The sequence below is a fragment of the Paraburkholderia sp. PREW-6R genome, assembly GCF_039621805.1.
Taxonomy (GTDB): Bacteria; Pseudomonadota; Gammaproteobacteria; order Burkholderiales; family Burkholderiaceae; genus Paraburkholderia.
The window spans coordinates 2,919,070-2,943,948 of record NZ_CP155073.1; the positions used below are offsets into that span (position 1 = coordinate 2,919,070).

Sequence of the window (24,879 nt, forward strand, 5' to 3'; positions counted from 1 at the left end):
GACGCACCCCGGCGCCGCGCCTCGTGCGCGGCGCTGTCACATCGTCACGCCCTTCACTCCACTTTTACAGGATGCTCGCCTTGGCTACGCTGATTTGCGGCTCGCTCGCGTACGACAACATCATGACCTTCGAAGGCCGGTTCCGGGATCACATCCTGCCGGAGCAGGTCCATATCCTCAACGTGAGTTTTCTCGTGCCGACGATGCGCCGCGAATTCGGCGGCTGCGCGGGCAACATCGCTTACGCATTGCATCTGCTGGGCGGCGACGCGCGCATCATGGGCACCCTCGGTGAGGTCGACGCGCAACGCTATCTCGACCGGTTCGCGCAACTCGGCCTTTCGACAGAACACGTGCTCGTGGTGCCGGAGACGTCCACGGCCCAGGCGATGATCACCACCGATCTGGAAAACAACCAGATCACCGCTTTCCACCCGGGCGCGATGATGCAGTCCCATCTGAATCGCGCGGACGAGGCGAAGGGCATCACGCTTGGTATCATCGGACCGGACGGCTTCGACGGCATGGTCCAGCATTCGGAGCATCTGGCCGCTGCGGGCGTGCCGTTCATCTTCGATGTGGGTCAAGGCTTGCCGCTCTTCGACGCCCCGACGCTGCGCCGCATGATTGAACTTGCCACTTACGTAGCTGTCAACGATTACGAAGCCAAGCTTGTGAGCAACAAGACGGGCTGGTCGATCGAAGAGATCGCGGGCAAGGTCGAAGCGTTGATCGTTACGCTCGGCGAACAGGGTGCGCAGATCCATCATGCCGACGGCGTGGAGAACATTCCCGTGGTCAAGGCACAGCAAGTGCTCGACCCTACAGGGTGCGGCGACGCGTTCCGCGGCGGCCTTCTGTATGGCATCGAAAACAAACTGGGCTGGGCAACCACCGGGCGTCTCGCGAGCCTGATGGGCGCGCTCAAGATCGAACACCAGGGCCCGCAAAACTACGCGCCCACGCGGGCCGAGATCAATGAACGGTTCAAGCAGGCGTTCGGCTACGACCTGCCGTAACACAGAGAGCTATTGGAGTCAGGAATGAAAACAACGAGTCGCCTGGTGGTCGCGGCGCTGATTGCCGGTTCGCTGGCCATGTCGGGCTGCGCCTACAACAGCAGCTCTGCCGACGTGTACACCGCGTCGCAGGCACAGCGCGAAGAAACGGTCCGCATGGGGACGGTCGACAGCGTGCGTGCGGTCAAGATCAGTTCCAACAATGGCCAGCCGAGCGGGCTCGGCGCAATCGGTGGCGGCGCGTTGGGCGCGGTCGCCGGCAGCGCACTGGGCGGCGGGCGCGGCTCGATCGTCACCGGCATCATCGGCGGTCTCGCGGGCGCGGTGGCCGGCAATGCGGTCGAGAACGGCGCAGCCGTGCGCGATGGCATCGAGATCACCGTGCGGCTCGATAACGGCGACATGCGCGCGATCACGCAAAGCGCAACGGGCGAAATCTTTCGTGCCGGCGAACGCGTACGCCTCCTCTCCAGCGGCGGTGTAACGCGCGTCACTCATTAGGCTTTTCCCCTCTCGCGCGGCCCCGCTATACGCGCCGCCGCGTCGACCTCACACGCATGCCCTCCCCTGTGCATGCGTTTTTTTTCGCCGGCGATTTTTGACGCAAGCATCAGCGCGGGTGTGACGATGGGTGAGCGTGCCCAGGCGACCCACCTCGCTCGTGCGCCACACGAATCGCGAAGGCAAAAAAAATCCCGCCGCCGAAAAAATCCGGCAACGGGACCCTGAGCGAGTAGCGCTCGATCGAACCGGATCAAGCGCTACTCGATCATCGGACACATCATGCGATGCGTCGAATTGCTTTTACCGCGTGCAGCCCAGCTTACGGACGGCTGCCCGTCGGGAACGGCCATGCCGCTGCGGGGTTCAGCGCGGTCTTCACCGTCGCCGCCGGTGCGCTCGAGACAGAAGTCGCAGCGGGTGCAGGCGCAGCCTTCTTGGCGACAGCCTTCTTCGCAGGTGCAGCCTTCTTCGCGGGAGCAGCGGCAGCTTTCTTCGCGGGAGCCTTCTTGGCAGGCGCAGCCGTTTTAGCGGCAGCCTTTTTCGCGGGCGCAGCCTTTTTAGCAGCGGCCTTTTTAGCAGGCGCAGCCTTTTTCGCAGCAGCCTTCTTAGCCGGTGCAGCCTTCTTCGCTGCGGCCTTCTTCGCCGGTGCCGCCTTCTTTGCTGCAACCTTCTTCACTGCGGCTTTCTTCGCCGGTGCTGCCTTCTTCGCCGCGACCTTCTTCACTGCGACTTTCTTGGCTGCAACCTTCTTTGCCGGTGCAGCTTTCTTCGCTGCAACCTTCTTCGCCGGTGCTGCCTTCTTCGCTGCAACCTTCTTCACTGCCACTTTCTTGGCAGCGACTTTCTTCGCCGGAGCAGCTTTCTTAGCCGGTGCAGCCTTCTTGGCTGCGACCTTCTTCGCTGCGGGTTTCTTGGCGGCGGCTTTTTTTGCAGTTGCCATCATTTGCTCCTTCAGGTTTTTGAGATGAGAGTCAGTTCAAACTACACCCTTCGTCAAAACCCGCTTCCCGCGGACGCTTCTCAGGGCGCGCGCTACGAAGCGGGCTATTCATCGGCATACGCAGGTGCTGCGCGCTTACGCTAATGAATGCGGTAAGGCGCGCCGTGCCCTTGGGCACCGCGCGCCAGATCTGGTCGGCGCCTGAATGCGGCGCCGGCAATTGCTTGATCGAACCGCCGGCGATCACGCCAGCGGCTTTTTCCGGGGGGAAGTTTGCCCATCCCACTGAAGGGTTCGCAAAGTGCCAGTCATGTTTGTGGGCCGCGAAGGCACGCGACGCACCAGGCACGCTTTGCATCAGGCGATTCAGCTCCTAAACATAATTGCCGCGGCGACGGCCTGCGGCATCCCCATCCATAAATGCATCTGCGACACGAACCCGGATCACTCCCAGGTCAGCGCGCCGCCAGTCTGATATTCGATCACTCGTGTTTCGAAGAAATTGCGTTCTTTCTTCAGGTCGATCATCTCGCTCATCCACGGGAACGGGTTTTCCTCGTTCGGGTACAGCGGATCGAGACCGATCTGCTGGCAACGGCGGTTGCAGATGAAGCGCAGATAGCTCTTGAACATCGACGCGTTGAGGCCGAGCACCCCGCGCGGCATCGTATCTTCGGCGTAACGATATTCAAGTTCGACCGCTTGCTGGAAAATCTCGCGGATTTCCGCGCGGAACTCAGCCGTCCAGAGTTGCGGGTTTTCGAGTTTGATCTGGTTGATCAGGTCGATGCCGAAATTGCAGTGCATCGACTCGTCGCGCAGGATGTACTGGTACTGTTCCGCCGCGCCGGTCATCTTGTTCTGGCGACCCAGCGCCAGGATTTGCGTAAAGCCGACGTAAAAGAACAGGCCTTCCATCACACACGCGAACACGATCAGCGAGCGCAGCAGCGTCTGGTCTGCTTCGAGCGTGCCGGTCTTGAAGGCCGGATCGGTCAGCACGTGGATGTACGGAATCAGGAATTCGTCTTTCGCGCGGATCGAGGAGACCTCGTGATACGCGTTAAAGATTTCGCCTTCGTCGAGCCCCAATGATTCGACGATGTATTGGTAAGCGTGCGTGTGGATCGCCTCTTCGAACGCCTGGCGCAGCAGAAACTGGCGGCATTCGGGCGCCGTGATATGGCGGTAGGTGCCCAGCACGATATTGTTGGCGGCGAGGGAGTCGGCCGTCACGAAGAAGCCCAGGTTGCGCTTGACGATGCGGCGCTCGTCTTCGGTCAGCCCGTTCGGGTCTTTCCAGAGAGCGATGTCGCGCGACATGTTTACTTCTTGCGGCATCCAGTGGTTGGCGCAACCCGCCAGATACTTTTCCCACGCCCACTTGTATTTGAACGGCACCAACTGATTGACGTCGGTCTGGCCGTTGATGATGCGCTTGTCGGCGACGTTGACCCGCGCTTCCGAAACGGCTGCCGTTTCGTTCGCGAGAGAAGCGGAGGCAACGGGAGCGACAGCGATGTCGTTCGCGAAGACTTCCTGAGCCGAGGGAGCATGAGGAGTGGAACGCGTTACGACTTGCGAACCAACAGCCGATCCCGCAGCGTTGCGCAACACATTCTGTTGCGTCGCGCTCGAGGGAGTTACGGCAGTGATCTCGTCATCCCAGTTGAGCATAAATGTCACCATCAATTTAGAACGGTTTGTACCATCTTTTCACGAGCGATAAAAGAGTTCGCTCATGAAAAATCCTGTTTTCGATTCGCGCTGCTACGTTCATACAACACTTTGTTCAACAGAGTGTGCGCATCACCACATGTGACGCGTGTTGATCGTGTGTCGTCGACGTGCTTCACGACCTCGAAGAGCAACGTGTCGCCATGACATTTCGCTGCTCTATCTAACTGTATTGCGGAGTGCGTTTGCGTTGCTCTTGCGTGGCGTCTGCATGTTCGTCAGCGACGACGAGGTGAAGGTCAAGGCACTGCCGAGCGATGCATCGACCGGCTGCGTTGATCGGTCTGTCGATCGACGATTGGCTGAGCGCTTCGTGTCGAGCGCCAGGTCTTTCGATGAGCCGCGCGACGTTCACTTCGACATCGCGTCACGCGCCGCACCGCTCATCTCATTCGCTACTGCCTGGCTACTGCCTGGCTTTTGCCTGGCTTCTGCTTCACTACTGCAGCGTCACTGCAACTGCGTCGCTGCTCGCCGCACCCGGGTCATTACCGACCAACGTCAGCAAGCAGCGATCCTGCCTGATATCGCCTGCAAGCGTGCCGCTTACTGGCAGGCCTCGCACTCGTCGAAGCCGGGGTCGCCAGGACGCATCATGCACACCGGACCCTCCGCTTCCGGCGCTGCCGCGCTGGCCGCCACCGCGACGGCCGAGGCTGCCGCTGCTGCGTGAAGCCCCCCGCCCGAAGCCGCGCCGCCGTTCGCGCCGAAGCTTCCGGACGCGCCCCCGATGCCGCCCGAGCTTTCACCGCCACCCGAACTCACCGCGTTCAGCGCGCCGTGCGCCACCGTCGATTTCTCGACGTGCGTCGCCGCCATCGTGCGGAGGTAGTACGTGGTCTTCAGACCGCGGACCCATGCAAGCTTGTAGATCTCGTCGAGCTTCTTACCCGATGCGCCGGCCATGTAGATGTTCAGCGACTGCGCCTGGTCGATCCACTTCTGACGGCGCGACGCTGCTTCGACGAGCCACTTCGGATCGACTTCGAACGCGGTTGCGTAGATCGCGCGCAGGTCGGCCGGGATGCGGTCGATGCGCGAGAGCGTGCCGTCGAAATACTTCAGGTCGGCGACCATCACTTCGTCCCACAGGCCGCGTGCCTTCAGGTCGCGCACCAGGTAGTCGTTGACCACCGTGAATTCGCCTGACAGATTCGACTTCACATACAGGTTCTGGAACGTCGGTTCGATACACGCGGACACGCCGATGATGTTCGAGATCGTCGCCGTCGGCGCAATCGCCACGCAGTTCGAATTGCGCATGCCGTAGGTGGCAATGCGCGAACGCAGTTCGGTCCAGTCCATCGACTCGCTCGAATCGACTTCCACGTAACCGCCGCGCGCGTCCGCCAGCAGCTTCACCGAGTCTTGCGGGAGGATGCCGCGATCCCACAGCGAGCCGCGATAGCTCGAGTAGCGGCCGCGTTCCTGCGCCAGTTCCGTCGACGCGTAGTAAGCGTAGTAGCAGACCGCTTCCATCGACGTGTCGGCGAACTTCACCGCTTCGTCCGACGCATACGGCGTGCGCAGCAGATGCAGGCAGTCCTGGAAGCCCATGATGCCCATGCCGACCGGACGGTGCTTCAGGTTCGAGTTACGCGCCTTGGCGACCGCGTAGTAGTTGATGTCGATCACGTTGTCGAGCATGCGCATGGCCACGCTGATGGTGCGCTTGAGCTTGTCGTGGTCGAGCGCGAGCGTGCCGTCGGCCTGCTCTTTCAAATGCGCGACGAGGTTCACCGAGCCCAGATTGCAGACGGCGATTTCGGCGTCGCTCGTGTTCAGCGTGATTTCCGTGCACAGGTTCGACGAGTGGACCACGCCGACGTGCTGTTGCGGCGAGCGCACATTGCACGGGTCCTTGAACGTGATCCACGGGTGGCCGGTTTCGAACAGCATGCCCAGCATCTTGCGCCACAGCTGCGCGGCCGGAATCTTCTTGAAGAGTTTGATCTCGCCGCGCGCGACCTTTTCTTCGTAAGACGTGTAAGCCGCTTCGAAGTCTGCGCCGAACTTGTCGTGCAGATCCGGGCAGGTGGACGGCGAGAACAGTGTCCAGTCGCCACCTTCCATCACGCGCTTCATGAACAGATCGGGAATCCAGTTCGCCGTATTCATGTCGTGCGTACGACGACGGTCATCGCCGGTGTTCTTGCGCAGCTCCAGGAATTCCTCGATGTCCAGGTGCCACGACTCCAGGTACGCGCACACTGCGCCCTTGCGCTTGCCGCCCTGGTTCACGGCGACCGCCGTGTCGTTGACGACCTTCAGGAACGGTACGACGCCTTGCGACTTGCCGTTGGTGCCCTTGATGTGCGAACCCAGAGCGCGCACACGCGTCCAGTCGTTGCCCAGACCGCCGGCGAATTTCGACAGCAGCGCGTTTTCCTTCAGCGCTTCGTAGATGCCGTCGAGGTCGTCGTCCACGGTGGTCAGGTAGCACGACGACAGTTGCGAGCGGCGCGTGCCGGAGTTGAACAGCGTGGGAGTGGACGACATGAAGTCGAAGCTCGACAGCACGTTGTAAAACTCGATCGCGCGCGCTTCGCGGTCGATCTCGTTCAGGGACAGGCCCATCGCGACACGCATAAAGAATGCCTGCGGCATTTCGATCCGCACGCCGTCGTGATGCAGGAAGTAGCGGTCGTACAGCGTTTGCAGGCCGAGGTAGCCGAATTGCAGATCGCGGTTGTTGTCGAGCGCGGCGCCGAGGCGCTTCAGGTCGAACTGCAGCAGTTTGTCGTCGAGCAGTTCGGCTTGCACGCCGCGCTTGATGAATTGCGGGAAATATTCGGCGTAACGCTCGCCCATTTCCGTTTGCGTGACTTCCTCTTCGAGGATCTCGCGACGGATCGTGTGCAGCAGGATGCGGGCGGTGACCTGGCTATACGCCGGATCCTTTTCGATCATGGTGCGTGCGGCGAGGATTGCCGAGTCGTAGACCTGGGTCATCGGCACGCCGTCGTACAGGTTCTTGACCGTTTCCGCGATGATCGGGTCGGCGCTCACCGCGTCGCCCAGATTCGAACAGGCCAGCTCGATGATGCCGCGCAGCGCAGCCATGTCGAGCGGTCGCGTGACGCCGTTGTCGGTGACGTTCAGACCCGGCGTGTTCGCCACGATCTGGTCGTCGTGGCCACGAGCCTGCGTGCGCTTTTCGCGATACAGCACGTAGGCGCGCGCGACGTTGTGCTCGCCGCCGCGCATCAGCGCGAGTTCGACCTGATCCTGGATGTCTTCAATATGGAACGTGCCGCCGTTCGGACGGCTGCGCAGCAGTGCGCGCACGACGCTCTGCGTGAGTTGCTCGACCAGTTCGCGCACGCGCGCCGACGCCGCGCCCTGACCACCGTTGACGGCCAGAAAGGCCTTCGTCACGGCGATGGCGATTTTCGACGGCTCGAACGACACCACGCTGCCGTTGCGGCGAATCACCTTGTAGTCGGCGTACGTCGCTTGCGGCGCGAGCGCCTGGGCGCCTTGTGCCTGGCCAAACGCCTGGCCAGTCGGTGAGCCCTCATACCGGGTCGTCACGTTGTCGGTGGTTTGCATGTGCAAAGCTCCTGGTCCTGGAAATGTTGCGGAGAAAAGCCGCGGATTAAAACGAACGCTGCGCCGCCGCGTGCGCAAGCGATGAGGTGCAGGAAAAAGACCGGCGCTGCCGGTTGGCGGGATGCGACTGCGATGAAGCCTGGTTCGAATTGATGACGGTCTTCAACGTGTGTGTCGCGATCACTTGCTGTGCCCTTTCCCTGAATGCTTCTGGATGCCGCCGGTGGTCTCTGCCGGCCGCGCTGCAGGAATGCTTTTGCCGCCCTGGAAAGCTTGCGGCGCCATGCTCGGAGAGCGGGGCGCCGCTAACTTGTTCACTCGGTTATGCACTCAGTTATTCACACGGTTATGCACAGCACACCACAAGATGTAGTGCGAAACCGAATTTGTGGCACCAAGTATAGTGGAGATTCGAGACAGGTCAAATCGATTTATTTGCGGTCCAAGCCTTGACTTTTGCCTCGCGCGGCGCGAAGCCAACCACATGGAGAACGAGGCGGCGCCTGGTTCTCCACGCGTCGCGCGAAGTCATCGGAGGGGTGGTTTACCGCGCTCTGGGAAACTTGAGATAGGGGAAATACTGATCGGTGAGCGCAGTGTCACGCTGCAGACGTTCCCACTCGAAATGCGGACCAGGATCGGTCTTGCGACCCGGCGCGATGTCCGAGTGACCGGCAAGCGCCTCGACCGGATAACGCGCCTTCAATGCGCTCACGAGCGCACCGAGCGTGCGGTATTGCGCCGCTTCGAAGGCAGTGGTGTCACTGCCCTCCAGCTCGATGCCGATCGAAAAATCATTGCAGCGCTCGCGCCCGAAGAAATTCGAAGGACCGGCGTGCCATGCGCGCGCGTTGCACGACACGAATTGCTCCAGCGCGCCGTCGCGATGAATCACGAAGTGCGCCGACACGCGCACGCCGCGCAGATGCGAGTCGTAGTACGGATGCGCGTCGCAGTCGAGTGTGTTGAGGAATAGTTCGGCGATCGCCGTGCCGCCGAACTCGTTCGGCGGCAGGCTGATGTTGTGCACGACGATCAGCGTCGGCGCGGCCCCGTCAGGGCGTGCCTCGAAATTCGGCGAGGGCAGTTTGCGAGCGGCGGCGACCCAACCGTCAGCATCGACGGTGAACGCGTCGCTCATCGAGCGTCGCGGCCGGTGGGTCGGGCGCTATGACGCTGCGCATGCGCGGCGCAGCAGAACTCTTCTCCCGCCACGACGACCGAATCGCTCTTCGGCGCATGAACGCCGCATTCGACGCAGCGGATCATCGGCTCGGCAAGCTGCGGGCGCGCGTGGCTGCCGCCGGGGCCGGAACCGCGCGCGCCCTGCGGATTCGCACCCGCGCCGGTACGCTGCGCATGGTTCGCGTCATGACGACGCAGTGCCTTCACCAGCCAGTTGCCGACGATGAACAGCAGGGCCAACAGAAAAATTTGTCGCATAGGACGCTCACACAACTGCACGGTGCAACAGCACCTCGAAGACGAAACGGCTGCCCACGTACGCCAGCAACAGCGCGACGAACGAAGCCAGTACCCAGCGCAATGCCGCACGGCCGCGCCAGCCGGACACCCTGCGCGCGGTCAGCAGCGCGCCGAACATCAGCCACGAAAGAATGGCGAAAACGGTTTTGTGATCGAGCCGCAACGCGCGATCCACCAACTGCTCGCTAAACAGAATGCCCGATACCAGCGTGAGCGTGAGCAGCACGAAACCCGCGCCGATCAGACGGAACAACAGCTTTTCCAACGTCAGAAGCGGCGGCAACGTGTCGAGCCAGCTCGACAGCCAGCCGTTCCCCGCCGCCGCGCCGTGCCGCTGCGCGACCCCGCCGCGCATGGCGTGCAGACGCCGCTCCACCAGCAGCATCAAAATGGCATGCAGAGCGGCGATCGCGAACAGGCCATACGCGATGTTCGCGATCAGGAAGTGCAGCTTGAACATCGGCGCAGCCGAATACGGCAACACCCGCACGCCGCCGAACGCGAGCGGCATGAGCGAGGCGATGCAGGCGAGCGGCAGCACCAGCAGGCGCAAGCCGTCGAGCGGGAAGAAAAAGCTCTCGATCCAGTAGATGCCGGCGCCGAGCCAGAACATGGCCGATAGCGCGAACGCGAATCCAAAGACCATCGCGTTCTGCGGGAAGATAGTGGTATGCAGCAGCACGCCGTGCGCGAGCAGCGCGACGAACAGCAGCGCGCGGCCCGGTGCGCTCATGCCCGAAGCGGCCGACACGCCCGCGGCGGCCGGCATGGGCGGCACGCTTTCGAGCATGGGACGCACGGCCGTTTGCCGGTGCGAGCGCCAGCCGGCCACGGCTAAACCGCCGTAGAGGAGCGCAGTGAGGGCATACAGTACAATATCCATATTCGAAGTTTACACTAGGCCCTTGCCCCGCGACGTCTTCCACTTCGCGCGCTGCCCGGGCCGCACCGTTCATCGCTCCCCATGCTCGACAATCTGACACAACGGATGGCGCGCGTCGTCAAGACGCTGCGCGGCGAAGCCCGGCTCACCGAGGCGAATACCCAGGACATGCTGCGCGAAGTGCGCCTCGCGCTGCTCGAGGCGGACGTGGCGCTGCCCGTCGTGCGCGAGTTCATCGCCAAGGTGAAGGAAAAGGCGCTCGGCGAGGAAGTCATCAGCAGTCTGTCGCCGGGTCAGGCGCTGGTCGGCGTGGTGCAGCGCGAACTCACCGCGATCATCGGCGGCGACTATGAAGGCAAGGCAATCGAGCTGAACCTTGCCGTCGCGCCGCCGGCCGTGATCCTGATGGCGGGTCTGCAAGGCGCGGGTAAGACGACCACGGTCGGCAAGCTCGCCAAGCTCCTGCGCGAAAAGTACAAGAAGAAAGTGCTGACCGTTTCGTGCGACGTCTACCGCCCCGCTGCTATCGCGCAGTTGAAGACGGTGACCGAGCAGGTCGGCGCGGACTTCTTCCCGTCCGAACCGGATCAGAAGCCGGTCGACATTGCGCGCGCCGCGGTGGACTGGGCGCGACGTCACTATCACGACGTGCTGCTCGTCGACACGGCCGGCCGTCTCGGTATCGACGAAGCGATGATGGCCGAAATCACCGCGCTGCACAGCACGCTGAAGCCCGCGGAAACGCTGTTCGTCGTCGACGCGATGCTGGGCCAGGACGCGGTCAACACCGCGAAAGCCTTCAGCGACGCACTGCCGCTCACCGGCGTGGTCCTCACCAAGCTCGACGGCGACTCGCGCGGCGGCGCGGCACTTTCCGTGCGACACGTGACCGGCAAGCCGATCAAATTCGTGGGCGTCGCGGAAAAGCTCGACGGCCTCGAAGTGTTCTACCCGGATCGCATGGCGAACCGGATTCTCGGCATGGGCGACATTCTTGCGCTCGTCGAAGAAGCGCAACGCGGCGTAGACGTCCAGGCTGCGCAAAAACTCGCCGACAAGGTCAAGAAAGGCGGCGACTTCGATCTGAACGATTTCCGCGCGCAATTGACGCAGATGAAGGGCATGGGCGGCCTCTCGTCGCTGATGGACAAGCTGCCTGCGCAGTTCCAGCAGGCGGCCGCCGGCGCCGATATGGGTCAGGCCGAAAAACAGATGCGCCGCATGGAAGGCATCATCAATTCCATGACGCCGCAGGAACGCGCGAAGCCCGATCTTATCAAGGCCACGCGCAAGCGGCGCATTGCCGCCGGTGCGGGCGTGCAGGTGCAGGAAGTCAACCGCATGCTGAACCAGTACGATCAGATGCGCACCATGATGAAGAAGCTCAAGGGCGGCAATCTGCAAAAGATGATGCGCGGCATGAAGGGCATGTTGCCGGGCATGCGCTAAGCTTCAGCAAGACGGCGGCGCGTCGCCTGTTCGTGAATCTGCATGAATGGCGCGCGTGACTCTTCGGGTTGGTGCGGATGTATTCTTTGCTGACCGCCGCCGTTCTCACTCACACTATGTATACAGTCACCGCCCGTCAGACGTCATGAACCGCGAAGAAGCTCTCCACATTTTCAGCCACTCCGAAGAAATCGTTTCGGCCAACGACGTCAACGCGTCGATCAGCGGCATGGCGGCCGCCATCCGCAAGGAGATGAGCGAGGACTTCCCGCTCGTGCTGTCGGTGATGGGCGGCGCGGCGGTGTTCACTGGCATGCTGCTGCCGCACCTCGATTTCCCGCTCGAATTCGACTATATCCACCTCACGCGCTATCGCAACACCACCAAAGGCGGTAACGACATGCAGTGGCGTGTCGCGCCGGCCGAATCGGTGAAGGATCGCGTCGTGCTGGTGCTCGACGACATTCTCGACGAAGGCGAGACGATGGCCGCGATCCGCGACCGCATCCTTGCAATGGGCGCGAAGCGCTTTTTGAGCGCGGTGCTGTGCGAGAAGATCATCCCGAAGGCCAAGCCGCTGCGCCCGGACTACTGCGGGTTCGAAGTGCCGGACCGTTATGTGTTCGGGTGCGGGATGGATGCGAAGGGTTACTGGCGTAATCTGCCGACTATCCGCGCGCTGACCGACGGCGCGTGATGCCTGTGTGAGCCAGCCGCCGGCGCAGCTCGGGCGTTGCGTGCTTGCTGCCTGCGTGCTGGGTGCATCGCACTCATATGAAAAAGCGGCCAGTAGGCCGCTTTTTTAATGCCAGTCAGCGCAGATTTCGCGGCTGTTCAGGTCTTCGCGTCATGCGCCCGCTGTTGCGCGTCACAGTTGATGCACGAAAGACCGGATTCCGCCGAGCATCATCTCCACTGAAATCGCCACCAGCACGAGACCCATCAAGCGTTCGAAAGCCATCATGGTGCGCTCGCCGAGCCATGCCTGAATGCGCTCCGCAAGCATCAGCACGATGGCGCACACCACCATCGTGACGGTCAACGCGCCGATCCATTCGAACATTTTGCCGGGTGCCTGCGACGTGAGCAGCATGACCGTGGCCAATGCGGACGGACCGGCGAGCGCCGGAATGGCAAGCGGCACGATCAGCGGCTCGCCGCCGCGCGTGTCACCGCCGAACGGCCCATCCGGATGCGGAAACACCATTCTTAGCGCGATCAGAAACAGCACAATTCCGCCGCCGATGCGCAGCGACTGGTCGGTCAGACTCATCATGCGCAGGAAGCCGTCGCCGACCACCATGAACACCAGCAGGATCGCAAAAGCGATTGCCACTTCCCGCAGAATGACCACCGTGCGCCGCTGCGGCGACACCCCGCGAAGACAGCTGATAAAGAGCGGAATGTTGCCCAACGGATCGGTAATCAGAATCAGCAGAATGGTGGCGGACAGGAAGGTGTACTCCACCGTCCGCTCCGCTTAGCGCGCCAGCGCTGCGCGCACTTTGCCGATCACCGTTTGCGCGGCTTCTTCGACCGGCAGCAGTGTGGCTTCCGCGTCGCGGCGGCCCTGATACTCGAGCTTGCCTTCTTTCAGACCACGGTCGCCAATCACGAGGCGATGCGGCACGCCGATCAGTTCCCAGTCGGCGAACATCACGCCGGGGCGCTCGCCACGGTCGTCCAGAATCACGTCGATGCCGGCTTCCATCAATTCTGCGTACAGCTTGTCGGCCTGCTCGCGAACGGCGTCGCTGCGGTCATAGCCCATCGGGCACAGCACCACTACGAACGGCGCAATCGACTCCGGCCAGATGATGCCCTTGTCGTCGAAATTCTGTTCGATCGCCGCGCCCAGAATGCGCGTGACGCCGATCCCGTAGCAGCCCATTTCCATCGGACGCGGCTTGCCGGTTTCGTCGAGGCACGTCGCGCCCATTGCTTCCGAATACTTGGTGCCGAGCTGGAACACGTGGCCCACTTCGATCCCGCGGCAGATGTCGATCTCACCCTTGCCGTCCGGCGAAGGATCGCCCTTCTTCACATTGCGAATGTCGGCGACGACCGGTTCCGGCAGATCACGGCCCCAGTTCACGCCCGTGATGTGGTAGTCCACTTCGTTCGCGCCAACCACGAAGTCGCTCATGTTTGCGACCGTGCGGTCCGCGACGACCTTGACCGGCTTCTTCGTGTTGATCGGACCGAGGTAACCCGGCGGCGTGCCGAAGGTCTCGATGATCTCGGCCTCGGTGGCCATGCGGAATTCCGCGAGGCCCGGCAACTTGCTGGCCTTGATCTCGTTCAGATCATGGTCGCCGCGCAGCATCAGCAACCAGATGGTCGGCTCGGCGCCTTCGTTTTCGGTGGCAAGAATGATGGACTTGATCGTGCGTTCGAGCGGAATGTTCAGCAACTCGGCGACGGCTTCGCACTTGGCCTTGCCGGGCGTAGCGGTTTTTTTCATGTCTTCGGCAGGCGCCGCGCGTTGCGCGTAAAGCGGCAACGCTTCGGCGGCTTCGACGTTCGCCGCGAAATCCGACGTCGGCGAATAGGCGATCGCGTCTTCGCCGGTATCGGCGATCACGTGGAATTCATGCGAGCCGCTGCCGCCGATCGAACCGTTATCCGCCGCCACCGCGCGGAAGTCCAGACCGAGGCGCGTGAAGATACGCACGTACGCGTCGTACATCTTGCGATACGACTCGCGCATACCTTCGACGTCCTTATCGAACGAGTACGCGTCTTTCATGATGAACTCGCGCCCGCGCATCACGCCGAAACGCGGCCGGATCTCGTCGCGAAACTTTGTCTGGATCTGATAGAAATTTACCGGCAGTTGCCGGTAGCTCTTGATCTGATTGCGCGCAATGTCCGTCACCACTTCTTCGTGAGTCGGTCCGATCACGAAATCGGACTGCTTGCGGTCCTTGAAGCGCAACAACTCAGGGCCGTACTTTTCCCAACGGCCCGACTCCTGCCACAACTCCGCCGGCTGCACGGCCGGCATCAGCAGTTCGATCGCGCCTGCCCGGTTCATTTCTTCCCGCACGATGGCTTCGACCTTGCGGATCGAGCGAAGGCCGATTGGCAGGTAGTTATAAATGCCGCCTGCCACGCGACGGATCATGCCGGCGCGGACCATCAGTTTATGGCTGACGATTTCGGCGTCGGCCGGCGCTTCTTTCAGGGTGCCGATAAAGAAACGGGAAGCTTTCATTCAGATTATCCAAAAGCGGCGGCTCCGGAAGGACCGCCCGATAGGTGACAACGAGAGGGATCGAAACAGGCCCGGCGTCGTGGCGCGCGGGTGCGTCAACGCGCAAAGCCCTTGCTGCAAGGGATCAGGCACGGAAAGACTGACAGGCTACCGCAAAGCCAGGGCTATTGCGGCCAATCGTTCCAATCTGGTGCGAATCGGTGCGTCGAGCCCGTTATCTGTTTATAATCAAAGCAATTTTAAAGGATTCGAAGGTGGTTGTATGCTGGATCGTGAAGGCTTTCGCCCGAACGTCGGCATCATCCTCTTGAACGCGCACAACGAGGTGTTTTGGGGCAAACGGCTCCGTGAACATTCCTGGCAGTTTCCGCAAGGGGGCATCAAGTACGGAGAGACCCCCGTGCAAGCGATGTATCGGGAGTTACACGAAGAAACCGGGCTGCTTCCTGAGCACGTTAAGGTGATCGGTCGCACACGCGACTGGTTGCGTTACGAGGTGCCTGACAAGTTCATCAAGCGCGAAGTACGCGGTCATTACCGCGGCCAGAAACAAATCTGGTTTTTGCTACGGATGGTTGGACGCGACTGCGACATCTGCTTGCGCGCCACCGACCACCCGGAGTTCGATGCATGGCGTTGGAACGAGTACTGGGTGCCGCTCGACTGTGTGATCGAGTTCAAGCGGGATGTGTATCAGTTGGCGCTGACGGAGCTATCCCGTTTCATGCGCCGGGCTGCGCCGCGTGCGGATAAACCTGGCGGGCATCATGGGCCGCGTTATCCACGGATAGCGTCGTCGATGGAGAGTCCGCCGGATTCTAAGGTAGTGACGGTGACTTCCGTAACATCGGTCACGTCCGTGAGCATCGAGACATCGGTTCGCACCACGATCACGTCCGATTGTGGTTCCGACGCCGACTCCAAGGCCTAGGCTGAGGCAGGAACCCCTTCCGGAGCACGGAGGCGGCCGGCGCATGAAAGCACCGGCACGCCGTTCCGCCCCGGGTGTGCTAACTGATCAACGCTGTACGGCTATTCCCTGCTGGCTCTGCTGGCGCGGCTTCTGACGCCGCGCCCGTGTTTGAAGGAAATCATATTGAAAGCATTTGCCCTCGTCGTGGCGTGCGTCGCCACCGGCGCCCTGCTGGCTGGCTGTTCGAGCTCCGGCAAACCCAGCAATAAAGACGACAGCGCATTCACCTACCTGCTGGACCGCAAGAGTAACTGGGTGGAAAACAAGGTGGATACATTGCCGCCGCTGCCGCAAGACGCCAATCTGTTGCCCTTCGACGTGTCCGGTAATACGCCGCTGCAATTCTCCATTGACCGGAATTCGCTTAGTGTCGGCACCGATGGTGTGGTGCGTTACACAGTGGTCGTCACAAGTCCGAGCGGCGCGCGAAACGTCAATTACGAAGGGATTCGCTGCGATACGTATGAATGGCGTCAGTACGCAGGCCTGAATGCGGATCACGACGGTTGGGATACCACCGTCGCCAACGATTTCACGCGCATTGAAAACGGCGCGCTGAATGCCTACCAAGCGGCGTTGTACCAGGACTACCTGTGCGCGAACAAAATGCCGACCGGGAGCGCCGCACAGATTCTTGAAAACATTCGCTACAAGCGGACGGCGAGTTCACAGATCCATTGAGGATGTCATGCGCGGCGCTGATGTCGATCGCGCCGTCGGTTAAAAAAAGCCGTTTCAGCTCGATCACGCTGAAACGGCTTTTTTGTCATTTGCGCTGGCGAACCGCGGGGCGTTCACACCAGCACGAGATTGTCGCGATGAATCAGCTCGGGTTCGAGCATGTAGCCCAGCACCGTTTCTATCTCGCCGCTCGGGCGCCGCTGGATCAGTTTCGTTTCCGCGCTGCTGTAGTTCGTGAGACCGCGCGCGACTTCGCGCCCCGCAGCGCTCAGACAGGCAATCACCTCGCCGCGCGCAAACGCGCCCTGCACGCCGACAATGCCGATTGGCAGCAAGCTCTTGCCGCCATCGGTAAGTTTCTCGACCGCGCCGTCGTCGATCACTACGTGACCGCGCACCTGCAGGTGATCCGCCATCCATTGTTTGCGAGCGGCCATGCGTGCCGTGCGCGCAATCAGTTGCGTGCCGATTGCCTCGCCCGAAGCAAGACGCGACAGCACGTCCGCTTCACGGCCGCTCGCGATCACCGTGTTCGCACCGCTGTGCGCCGCGCGTTTCGCCGCAAGAATCTTGGTGAGCATGCCGCCCCGGCCGAGGCTGGAGCCGGCGCCGCCTGCCATGGCCTCGAGCGTCGGGTCACCGGCGTCGGCCTGCTGAACCAGCGTCGCGGTCGGGTCCTTGCGCGGGTCGGCGGTGAAAAGACCTTGCTGGTCAGTGAGAATGACGAGCGCGTCGCCTTCAATCAAATTTGCGACCAGCGCGCCGAGCGTGTCGTTATCGCCGAACTTGATTTCGTCCGTTACGACCGTGTCGTTCTCGTTGATGATCGGCACCACGCCCAGACGCAATAGCGTGAGCAGCGTGGAGCGTGCATTCAGATAGCGTTCGCGGTCGGCAAGGTCCGCGTGGGTCAGGAGAATCTGCGCGGTCTGGATGGAATGCTCAGCGAAACGGCTTTCGTACACCTGCGCGAGACCCATCTGCCCCACGGCTGCGGCGGCCTGCAATTCATCGATTTCGCGTGGCCGTTTGGTCCAGCCGAGCCGCTGCATACCTTCGGCAATCGCGCCTGAACTCACCAGCACGACCTCTTTGCCCTGCGCGCGAAGCGCCGCGATCTGCGCGGCCCAGCGGCCGATCGCAGCATGATCCAGTCCGCGCCCGTCATTCGTGACGAGGCTCGAACCGACTTTGACTACCAATCGCCGTGAATCCGCGATGACAGAACGCATTGTGCGCAGTCTCCCAAGTGACGCGTGGTGCAAGCCGGCAGCCCGTTCACCGCCGGCGCTGGAGCCAGGATTATTGCTGTGGGTCGGCGCTGGACTCGTCTGAAGCCGCCGCTTCCGGCTTTGCGCGGAAGCGCACGTCTGCAGCGAGGTCTTCTGCTTCAGCGGCGCGCTGCGCATCCGAATGCGCGGCGATGTGGTCGTACACCGCGTAGCACAGGTTTTCGCAGCCCTGACCCGTCAGCGCGGAAATTTCGAACACTGGACCCTCCCAGCCAAAGCCTTCAAGGAACGCCGACACACGCGCCTCGCGCTCGCTTTCCGGAACCATGTCGAGTTTGTTCAGCACGAGCCAGCGCGGCTTTTCATACAGCAGTTCGTCGTATTTGCGCAGCTCGTTGACAATGGCTTTGGCTTCCGCAACCGGATCGACAGATTCGTCCAACGGCGCGAGGTCGACGATATGCAGAAGCAGTCCAGTGCGCTGCAAGTGACGCAGAAACTGGTGGCCGAGGCCCGCGCCTTCCGCCGCGCCCTCGATGAGCCCGGGGATGTCCGCGATCACGAAACTGCGGCTTGGGCCGACCCGTACGACGCCAAGGTTCGGCGCAAGCGTGGTGAACGGATAGTCCGCGATTTTCGGACGCGCGTTCGACACTGCTGAAATAAAGGTCGATTTGCCGGCGTTCGGCATGCCGAGCAGGCCGACGTCCGCCAGCACCTTCAATTCGAGGCGCACCATGCGACGTTCGCCCGGCTTGCCGTCAGTCTTCTGACGCGGCGCGCGATTCGTACTGGATTTGAAGTGCAGATTACCAAGGCCGCCCGCGCCGCCTTGCGCGATCTGCACGCTCTGATTGTGCTCGGTCAGATCGGCGATGAGTTCGCCGGTTTCCATGTCGGTAATCGTGGTGCCGACCGGCATGCGCAGCGTGATGTCTTCGCCACCCTTGCCGTAGCAGTCCGCGCCGCGGCCATTTTCACCGTTGCGCGCCATGTGTTTTTTCGCGTATCGATAGTCGATCAGCGTGTTGATGTTGCGGTCTGCCACCGCAATCACGCTGCCGCCGCGGCCACCGTCGCCGCCATCCGGACCGCCGAACGGAACGAACTTCTCGCGGCGCATCGACGCGCTGCCATCCCCTCCGTCGCCGGCGATGACTTCAATCCTCGCTTCGTCAATGAACTTCATGCGTAACTCCGTCCCGTGGTGTACTGCCTGATGGTGCTGCAAGATTTTGCTGCTGATTTGCTGCTATTTTGCCGCGCTCGCGGTGCGATGATCAATCAGACGAACGGCATAGGACGTTCGCGCCGGTATTCATCCACATGACGCGCGCTGCAATAAAAAAGGCCCCGCTAACTTCGCGGGGCCTTTTACCGGTCCTGAAGCCCGTGCCTGAGTGAACTCAGACTGCTGCCGGGACGACGTTGACCATGTGCTTCTTCGCTGCGCCCTTCGTCGAGAAATTGACGTGGCCGTCAGTCAGCGCGAACAAGGTGTGATCCTTGCCCATACCGACGTTCGTGCCCGGATGCATGCGCGTGCCGCGTTGGCGAACGATGATGCCGCCAGCGCTGATGGCCTGACCGCCGTAAACCTTCACGCCGAGACGCTTCGATTCAGAGTCGCGGCCGTTCCGGGACGATCCGCCTGCCTTTTTGTGTGCCATTTGATTTGCTCCTTAACCGTTGCGCTTACGCGTTGATCGCGTCGATGCGCAGTTCGGTATAGTTCTGGCGGTGGCCGCCATGCTTCTGGTAGTGCTTCCGGCGACGCATCTTGAAGATGGTCACTTTTGCGTGACGACCTTGCGACACGACGGTAGCCTTGACGGAAGCCCCACTGACCAGCGGCGCACCGAACTTAATCGATTCGCCTTCGCCCACTGCGAGAACCTGGTCGAGCGTGATTTCAGCGTCAATGTCTGCCGGTATCTGTTCTACTTTAAGTTTTTCGCCGACGGCAACCTTATACTGCTTGCCACCGGTTTTTATGACCGCGTACATTGAGAACCTCACTCTGTGTTCATTTTTCCCACGCACCGCGCGCGGAAACCCGTGATTATACATAGAGTTAGCTCCTCGGTCAAAACTCATTGAGAGACACAGCGGGCTTTGCACGGCGCCCTGTCGCACCATCCCGGCAAGCTTTCCCGTCGTGGCCCCAATTGCGCCGCGCCGCAGCCTGCGACCCGGAATTGTCGCGATTCGCCTTATAATTCGCGGCACTACCCAACTCAGCCATCATGTCGTCGACCGCCACCCCCTCCTCCAACGCCGCCAGCCTGCTTGCTCCGATCGCCGAAGACATGCAGCAGGTGAACCGCGTCATTCGGCACCGCCTGGCGTCCGACGTGATGCTGATCAATCAGATCTCCGAGTACATCATCAGCGCCGGCGGCAAGCGACTGCGGCCCGCATTGCTGCTGCTGGTGGCGGGCGCGCTGGGCGAGACGACAGGACATCGGCATGAATTGGCCGCGGTCGTCGAATTCATTCATACGGCTACGCTGCTGCACGACGACGTGGTGGACGAATCCGATCTGCGGCGCGGCCGTCAGACTGCCAATGCGTTGTTCGGCAACGCCGCAAGCGTGCTGGTGGGCGATTTTCTCTACTCGCGTTCGTTTCAGATGATGGTCGGCGTGGGCAAGATGCGCGTGATGGAGATTCTGTCCGAGGCCACGAACATCATTTCCGAAGGCGAGGTGCTGCAACTGCTGAATATGCACGACGCGGACGTGGATGAAGCCCGCTACATGCAGGTGATTCGCTACAAAACGGCCAAGCTGTTCGAGGCCGCCGCGCAACTCGGGGCAGTACTGGCCGGTTCGGACGCGAAAACGGAAGCAGCGGCAGCGGAGTTCGGCCGTCGCATCGGCACCGCGTTCCAGATCATGGATGACTGGCTCGACTACACCGGCACAGCTGAATCCATGGGCAAGAATGCCGGCGACGACCTTCGCGAAGGCAAGCCCACCTTACCGCTTATCTATCTGATTGAACGCGGCACGCCTGATCAGGCGGCGCTCGCGCGCGAAGCAATCGAGCAAGGCGGCACGGATCGCTTCGACACGATTTTCGAAGCGATCACGCGCTCCGGCGCACTCGACCACACGCTGGAATGTGCGAAGCAGGAAGCGCAGGCCGCTGCAGCCGCAATTTCTTCGTTTCCCAATTCCATTTTTAAAGAGAGCCTGCTAGAATTATGTTCTTACTCGACGGCAAGACAGTCTTGAATGAGACTGAAAGGCCGAGATAGTCTGAATCGAGTTCAGCAGTATCCAATTCGGGGTGTAGCTTAGCCTGGTAGAGCGCTACGTTCGGGACGTAGAGGCCGGAGGTTCGAATCCTCTCACCCCGACCAAATTTTCTCCTTACAAAAACAGCGGACTAGATGTCCGCTGTTTTTGTTTGTGCGCTCGGCAGTGGCAATTCGGTGGCAGTGGCCGCCTGGTTCGCCATTGAAAAAAGTTGAGAAAAAGTTGCCCGGCTGTTCTCAGGCACTTTTCGTCAACCACGCCCCCAGCGACAAATCATGCGCGCTTTTTCGACTTATACCGTGCTCCTCAACAAACTGGAGCATGGACATGGCGTCCATCGAAAACCGCTCGCGCTACGAAGTCACGGTCAGGAACCGGGATGACCTCACCAAGACCTTTCCCCACACCGCCAAATCGAGGGCCGAAACCTACTGTCAGCTGCTGACAGCTCAACGGCTCAAACCGAAGCTGGGTCGCCTGGATGATTGCTATGTCGTCCGTGACCGCAGCGTTTCGCGCAAGTCCCAGACGCTCCCTGCTTCCAGCGCCAAAGAGGCCAAGGAAATCCTGGACACGCTCAAAGCCGAACACAAACGCAGCCTGTTCATCGACTACGCCCAGGGGTTCAAGACAACCTTCGCTGACCTCCTGATTCGCTACCTGCGCGAAGAATCACCTCGTCACAAAAGCTTCGAGGTCGAGGCCTACAAAATCAACGCGCTCCTTGAGGACGCCGGGCTGGAGCGTCAGGACCTGGCTGAAATTGTCGCCAGGCACCCGAACGTCCATCCGAAGGTCGCTGCAATGAAGCTCCGGAAACCTACCGGAGCACGGATGGGGCAAACATCCGAGGCCAGCAAGTTCATCCGCAGGAGCTTCGCAGAACTTGTCCCGGACGACTTCAAGGACTACATCGACGAACGCTGCCAGGCCGTCGCAGAATCCACGGTCGACCGTGAAATTGATATTTTTTCTGCAGTCTGCCGCATGGCCATCGACAGCTGGCGCATTCACGTCGAAAAAAATCCGATGGACGGGGTGCGCCGTCCCCGTTATTACAACGAGCGGGACCGCCGACTCAAAGGCGATGAGGAAGAGCGCCTTCTCCGCGCAGCACGTGAGGAAGACCGCACCCAGTCCATCAACATGCGCCTCGAACAACTGATGGCGGCGGAGCGCCAGGAAGCCAACGATGCCCGCACGGTGTACCGCCGCAAGCAGGTCATCAAGAGCGCCCGCCAGCTCTACCTGCAGGAAGCCGAGAGCACCTATGAGCAGGTCCCGTTACTCGAGACCTTCGTGCAATTCCAGTTGATGACGGCCGCGCGGCGCAGCGAGACGCTGACGCTGACCTGGTCGAACGTCGACCTGGAAGCGCAGACGGCGTATCTGCCGGAAACGAAAAACGGCCGGGCGCGCAAGCTTGCGCTTCGCAGCGCGCTGGTCGAGATGCTGCGGCAACTGCCGCGCACCGGCGAGCTCGTGTTTCCGATTGGTGTCGACGGCCTGCGCAAGGCCTGGCAGCGGATGTGCCAGCAGGCTGGCCTGACTGACGGCAACGAACTGCGGATTCACGACCTGCGGCATGAAGCGATTTCGCGCGTCGCAGAAGCCGGCAGCAACACGCCCGGCGGATTTTCGCTGGTCGACCTCCAGCATTTCAGCGGCCATCGCGACGTGCGCATGCTGCTGCGTTATGCGCATCTCTGCACGCAGAGCCTGGCCAAGCGACTCGATGCTGCATTCGAATCGCCTTCCGAGTCCATTTCGCATCACGGACGGCGCCGTCTCACGGGTAAAGCGTCAATCACGCTCGAGGAGATTCTGAACGAAGCGACAGTCACGCCCGAATGCGCCATCGCCGTTCATAGCGACATCCAGCCCACCGCGCGCTGAACGCAAATCCCTCCAACGGTCAAGGACCCATCACCTTATGTCACATCTCACACTCGTTGCAGCCCATTCGGCGCCGACTAGCAAGACGACGGCTGCCGGCCGGACGCTGCACAGTGAATTTCTGGCCACAGAACTCGCACCTGGCATATCCATCGAAAAGGCATGCTACCCGTCCGTGGTTCTGTTCGAGATGCGCTGCCAGCCTACTCCACACGAGCTGGCTCAAGGCCGACTCCTACTTTATGGGGCTGGGCTTCTGTATTTGGAGGAGGACGCCTTCGAGCCGGGATACATCCTGCTCGAGAAACCGCTCAAGTTCGCCGCGAGATTCCCTGACCTGAAGCATCTCATCCCCCTCCTTTTGCATTCGAAGATACGAGTTCTGTCGAATTCAACCCCTATCGCACGCCCAAGCCTTGCCATCGTCCCATAACGTCCGAACGCTGCGCGAGTGTCCTATTAGGACACCGGTGAGCGATTTTTCGAAGACATGGGGGATTCACAAACCCGATAAGCATCATCTGATACCCACCATGCAGCAATATCACCAGTCGGCCGAATGCCCGGCTATTCGGCCAGCACGGGCTGCTGTGGCTCAGCGGCAAGACTAATGTGCTCCAGCCTCCAGCGCTTCAACTGCTTGAACATCTCGTACGTCAGCACCGACTCCGACATCGGCTCACAAAAGCGGAGTTCGATTTGCTGCCATTGCTTCGAAGGGGCGAGCAGCTTTTCCTTGAACGCCTTCTCGATGGCATCAGCGGCCGCCCTTGCAGCGCTTTCCGCAGCGACGAAATCAGGGGCCGCCTGGTGAAGAATAGTAATGTCGAGCACATAGGTGTCATCTGGACCGTTCCGAGTAACTTCCACACCTTCGTCCACGTCGAAGAAGACACCGATAATCAGTTCCCCATGCGGCTTGACGGCCTTCGCGATCTTCTCCGCCAGCTTGGTTTCCTTGGTCAGCCGGCGCTCGAATTCATCCGCAAAAGCGGAGCGACGGTATCGACTCGCCAGCCACATCTGAAGGACGGCGTAGTCCTCGGAACGGAGGCGGACTTCGGACCGAGGCAAGTATTCATTTAGCCTGAGCTTGTCGATACCAACTTTGGCCGTCGCCTCGAACTCCGCCCAGAAGGGAGCCTCGCCTGCAAATTCAACGTGAAGCTTGCGCGCATTTTTGGCGTGGGTGCAGTTGCCGTCCTTCACGGTCAAACATCCCACGACGACCTCGACGACCGGCTCGAACTGCGGGTCCTGTGCGAGGTCACAGTCGTGAGTTGCAACGACGACTATCGTCTTGTCGGGACTTGCCGCATGGCGAAGCCCCAACGCATCAATTGCGGCGTCGCTGAGCAGAAATCCTTGGCGCCACGGTGTCTCACGATTCCACTCCACCACTTCGCACCTTTACGCCTGGTCGTTGGATGAAGGAAGGTCAAAGTCGGCAGTAGCTGACGTCTTCGCGCGGTTCGCAATTCGAGCGTTCATACGCTCACGTTGTGCGCTCTCGCGCTGGTGAATCTGCGCCAGCACCAACGCTGCGTCGCGCGCAGACTCTCCTGACTGGGCGACTTGCATAAGCGTCCGGCCATTGGCGAATCTTCGCTTAAGCAATGCCGCGTTTACGGCGACCCCCTTGTGGGCTAGCACATCTGCCGCTTGAGCAAGGTCCGCCAATCTGGCTGCATTTTCCTCTGCAACCTGCTCGCCATTGAGCCAGTTGTAGACGGACTGACGGGACACACCGAGTGTCGCAGCAAGGTCCGACACGGCCGGACGCAAAACTTCGCGAATCCGCGCAAGGTCTTCTGCTGGCGTTCGAACATCCTCGACTACCGCTACATCGGCGGTGCTATAGAGCGCCTGCTGAGCACCAGTTTGAAGGCGCTCCAGTGACAAGTGGCCGCCCGTACCTATCACCGTCAATGCCGCTCCAGCCGCCGCGACCCACCCTACGAGCCGCACAAGGCTTGAACTGCCGCCAGTCGTCGCCGGGCGTTCGGTGACCCATCCACCGTAGGACATCTCGCTGCTCATAGCGCCTC

23 protein-coding genes and 1 tRNA gene are annotated in these 24,879 nt (G+C 61.2%); 9 read left to right on the forward strand and 15 right to left on the reverse strand.

Annotated features, from left to right (window positions below; translation table 11 throughout):
• Positions 1-80: 80 nt before the first annotated feature.
• Together AAGS40_RS12795 and AAGS40_RS12800 are read left to right on the forward strand one after the other, a co-directional pair.
• On the forward strand, positions 81-1,019 hold the full coding sequence (locus AAGS40_RS12795) for a carbohydrate kinase family protein (RefSeq protein ID WP_345811802.1): 939 nt from the start codon (positions 81-83) through the stop codon (positions 1,017-1,019).
• 24 nt (positions 1,020-1,043) lie between these two features.
• Positions 1,044-1,520: a glycine zipper 2TM domain-containing protein gene (locus AAGS40_RS12800; protein ID WP_345811803.1), complete on the forward strand. Its 477-nt coding sequence runs from the start codon at positions 1,044-1,046 to the stop codon at positions 1,518-1,520.
• A 322-nt stretch (positions 1,521-1,842) separates the two neighbouring features.
• On the opposite strand, the gene AAGS40_RS12805 is transcribed toward AAGS40_RS12800, so the two are convergent.
• The 7 genes from AAGS40_RS12805 to ccsA form a co-directional block, all read right to left on the reverse strand.
• Positions 1,843-2,463 (reverse strand): histone H1-like DNA-binding protein, encoded by a 621-nt coding sequence (locus tag AAGS40_RS12805; RefSeq protein ID WP_345814400.1) that lies wholly within the window; start codon positions 2,461-2,463, stop codon positions 1,843-1,845.
• Positions 2,464-2,494: 31 nt separating this feature from the next.
• Entirely contained in the window at positions 2,495-2,821 is a 327-nt protein-coding gene (locus tag AAGS40_RS12810) for a hypothetical protein (protein ID WP_345811804.1), read from the reverse strand.
• Positions 2,822-2,907: 86 nt separating this feature from the next.
• Positions 2,908-4,140, reverse strand: a complete 1,233-nt coding sequence (locus tag AAGS40_RS12815; RefSeq protein WP_345811805.1) for a ribonucleotide-diphosphate reductase subunit beta — start codon at positions 4,138-4,140, stop codon at positions 2,908-2,910.
• 606 nt (positions 4,141-4,746) lie between these two features.
• Positions 4,747-7,752 carry a ribonucleoside-diphosphate reductase subunit alpha gene (locus AAGS40_RS12820; RefSeq protein ID WP_345811806.1) on the reverse strand — a complete coding sequence of 1,002 codons (3,006 nt, stop codon included), beginning with the start codon at positions 7,750-7,752 and terminating at the stop codon, positions 4,747-4,749.
• Positions 7,753-8,296: 544 nt separating this feature from the next.
• The gene (gene ampD, locus AAGS40_RS12825) at positions 8,297-8,893 is read right to left on the reverse strand and encodes a 1,6-anhydro-N-acetylmuramyl-L-alanine amidase AmpD (RefSeq protein ID WP_345811807.1); all 597 of its coding nucleotides are present in this window, start codon (positions 8,891-8,893) and stop codon (positions 8,297-8,299) included.
• The gene (locus AAGS40_RS12830) at positions 8,890-9,195 is read right to left on the reverse strand and encodes a PP0621 family protein (protein ID WP_345811808.1); all 306 of its coding nucleotides are present in this window, start codon (positions 9,193-9,195) and stop codon (positions 8,890-8,892) included. Before AAGS40_RS12830 ends, ampD begins: the two co-directional genes overlap by 4 nt.
• A 7-nt stretch (positions 9,196-9,202) precedes the next feature.
• Entirely contained in the window at positions 9,203-10,120 is a 918-nt protein-coding gene (ccsA, locus tag AAGS40_RS12835) for a cytochrome c biogenesis protein CcsA (RefSeq protein ID WP_345811809.1), read from the reverse strand.
• An 81-nt stretch (positions 10,121-10,201) separates the two neighbouring features.
• Between ccsA and ffh the strand changes: the two genes are divergently transcribed.
• Both ffh and AAGS40_RS12845 read left to right on the forward strand, forming a co-directional pair.
• Complete coding sequence (gene ffh / locus AAGS40_RS12840; RefSeq protein WP_345811810.1) at positions 10,202-11,569, forward strand: signal recognition particle protein; 1,368 nt, start codon at positions 10,202-10,204, stop codon at positions 11,567-11,569.
• Positions 11,570-11,714: 145 nt separating this feature from the next.
• Positions 11,715-12,266, forward strand: a complete 552-nt coding sequence (locus AAGS40_RS12845; protein ID WP_345811811.1) for a hypoxanthine-guanine phosphoribosyltransferase — start codon at positions 11,715-11,717, stop codon at positions 12,264-12,266.
• 171 nt (positions 12,267-12,437) lie between these two features.
• On the opposite strand, the gene AAGS40_RS12850 is transcribed toward AAGS40_RS12845, so the two are convergent.
• Both AAGS40_RS12850 and AAGS40_RS12855 read right to left on the reverse strand, forming a co-directional pair.
• The gene (locus AAGS40_RS12850) at positions 12,438-13,037 is read right to left on the reverse strand and encodes a MarC family protein (RefSeq protein ID WP_345811812.1); all 600 of its coding nucleotides are present in this window, start codon (positions 13,035-13,037) and stop codon (positions 12,438-12,440) included.
• Between the two features lie 12 nt (positions 13,038-13,049).
• Entirely contained in the window at positions 13,050-14,786 is a 1,737-nt protein-coding gene (locus tag AAGS40_RS12855; RefSeq protein ID WP_345811813.1) for a proline--tRNA ligase, read from the reverse strand.
• Between the two features lie 262 nt (positions 14,787-15,048).
• Here AAGS40_RS12855 and AAGS40_RS12860 point away from each other — a divergent pair, with 262 nt between their 5' ends.
• Both AAGS40_RS12860 and AAGS40_RS12865 read left to right on the forward strand, forming a co-directional pair.
• Positions 15,049-15,717, forward strand: coding sequence for an RNA pyrophosphohydrolase (locus AAGS40_RS12860; RefSeq protein ID WP_345811814.1), 669 nt, complete (start codon positions 15,049-15,051; stop codon positions 15,715-15,717).
• 165 nt (positions 15,718-15,882) lie between these two features.
• A complete protein-coding gene (locus AAGS40_RS12865; RefSeq protein ID WP_345811815.1) occupies positions 15,883-16,440 on the forward strand; it encodes a CNP1-like family protein in 558 nt (185 codons plus the stop codon).
• 113 nt (positions 16,441-16,553) lie between these two features.
• Here AAGS40_RS12865 and proB read toward each other — a convergent pair whose 3' ends face one another.
• The 4 genes from proB to rplU form a co-directional block, all read right to left on the reverse strand.
• Positions 16,554-17,672, reverse strand: coding sequence for a glutamate 5-kinase (gene proB, locus AAGS40_RS12870; protein WP_345811816.1), 1,119 nt, complete (start codon positions 17,670-17,672; stop codon positions 16,554-16,556).
• A 70-nt stretch (positions 17,673-17,742) separates the two neighbouring features.
• Positions 17,743-18,861: an Obg family GTPase CgtA gene (gene cgtA, locus AAGS40_RS12875; RefSeq protein WP_345811817.1), complete on the reverse strand. Its 1,119-nt coding sequence runs from the start codon at positions 18,859-18,861 to the stop codon at positions 17,743-17,745.
• 217 nt (positions 18,862-19,078) lie between these two features.
• Complete coding sequence (gene rpmA / locus AAGS40_RS12880) at positions 19,079-19,342, reverse strand: 50S ribosomal protein L27 (protein WP_345811818.1); 264 nt, start codon at positions 19,340-19,342, stop codon at positions 19,079-19,081.
• Positions 19,343-19,367: 25 nt separating this feature from the next.
• Complete coding sequence (rplU, locus tag AAGS40_RS12885) at positions 19,368-19,679, reverse strand: 50S ribosomal protein L21 (protein ID WP_345811819.1); 312 nt, start codon at positions 19,677-19,679, stop codon at positions 19,368-19,370.
• A gap of 239 nt (positions 19,680-19,918) precedes the next feature.
• On the opposite strand from rplU, the gene AAGS40_RS12890 reads away from it, so the two are divergent.
• The 3 genes from AAGS40_RS12890 (at position 19,919) to AAGS40_RS12900 (ending at position 22,831) form a co-directional block, all read left to right on the forward strand.
• Positions 19,919-20,911: a polyprenyl synthetase family protein gene (locus tag AAGS40_RS12890; RefSeq protein ID WP_345811820.1), complete on the forward strand. Its 993-nt coding sequence runs from the start codon at positions 19,919-19,921 to the stop codon at positions 20,909-20,911.
• A 51-nt stretch (positions 20,912-20,962) separates the two neighbouring features.
• Positions 20,963-21,039: transfer RNA gene (locus AAGS40_RS12895), tRNA-Pro, on the forward strand.
• Between the two features lie 223 nt (positions 21,040-21,262).
• Positions 21,263-22,831, forward strand: coding sequence for a site-specific integrase (locus tag AAGS40_RS12900; RefSeq protein WP_345811821.1), 1,569 nt, complete (start codon positions 21,263-21,265; stop codon positions 22,829-22,831).
• A 567-nt stretch (positions 22,832-23,398) separates the two neighbouring features.
• Here AAGS40_RS12900 and AAGS40_RS12905 read toward each other — a convergent pair.
• Together AAGS40_RS12905 and AAGS40_RS12910 are read right to left on the reverse strand one after the other, a co-directional pair.
• The gene (locus AAGS40_RS12905) at positions 23,399-24,229 is read right to left on the reverse strand and encodes a hypothetical protein (RefSeq protein ID WP_345811822.1); all 831 of its coding nucleotides are present in this window, start codon (positions 24,227-24,229) and stop codon (positions 23,399-23,401) included.
• A gap of 12 nt (positions 24,230-24,241) precedes the next feature.
• Complete coding sequence (locus AAGS40_RS12910) at positions 24,242-24,871, reverse strand: hypothetical protein (RefSeq protein ID WP_345811823.1); 630 nt, start codon at positions 24,869-24,871, stop codon at positions 24,242-24,244.
• Positions 24,872-24,879 lie beyond the last annotated feature (8 nt).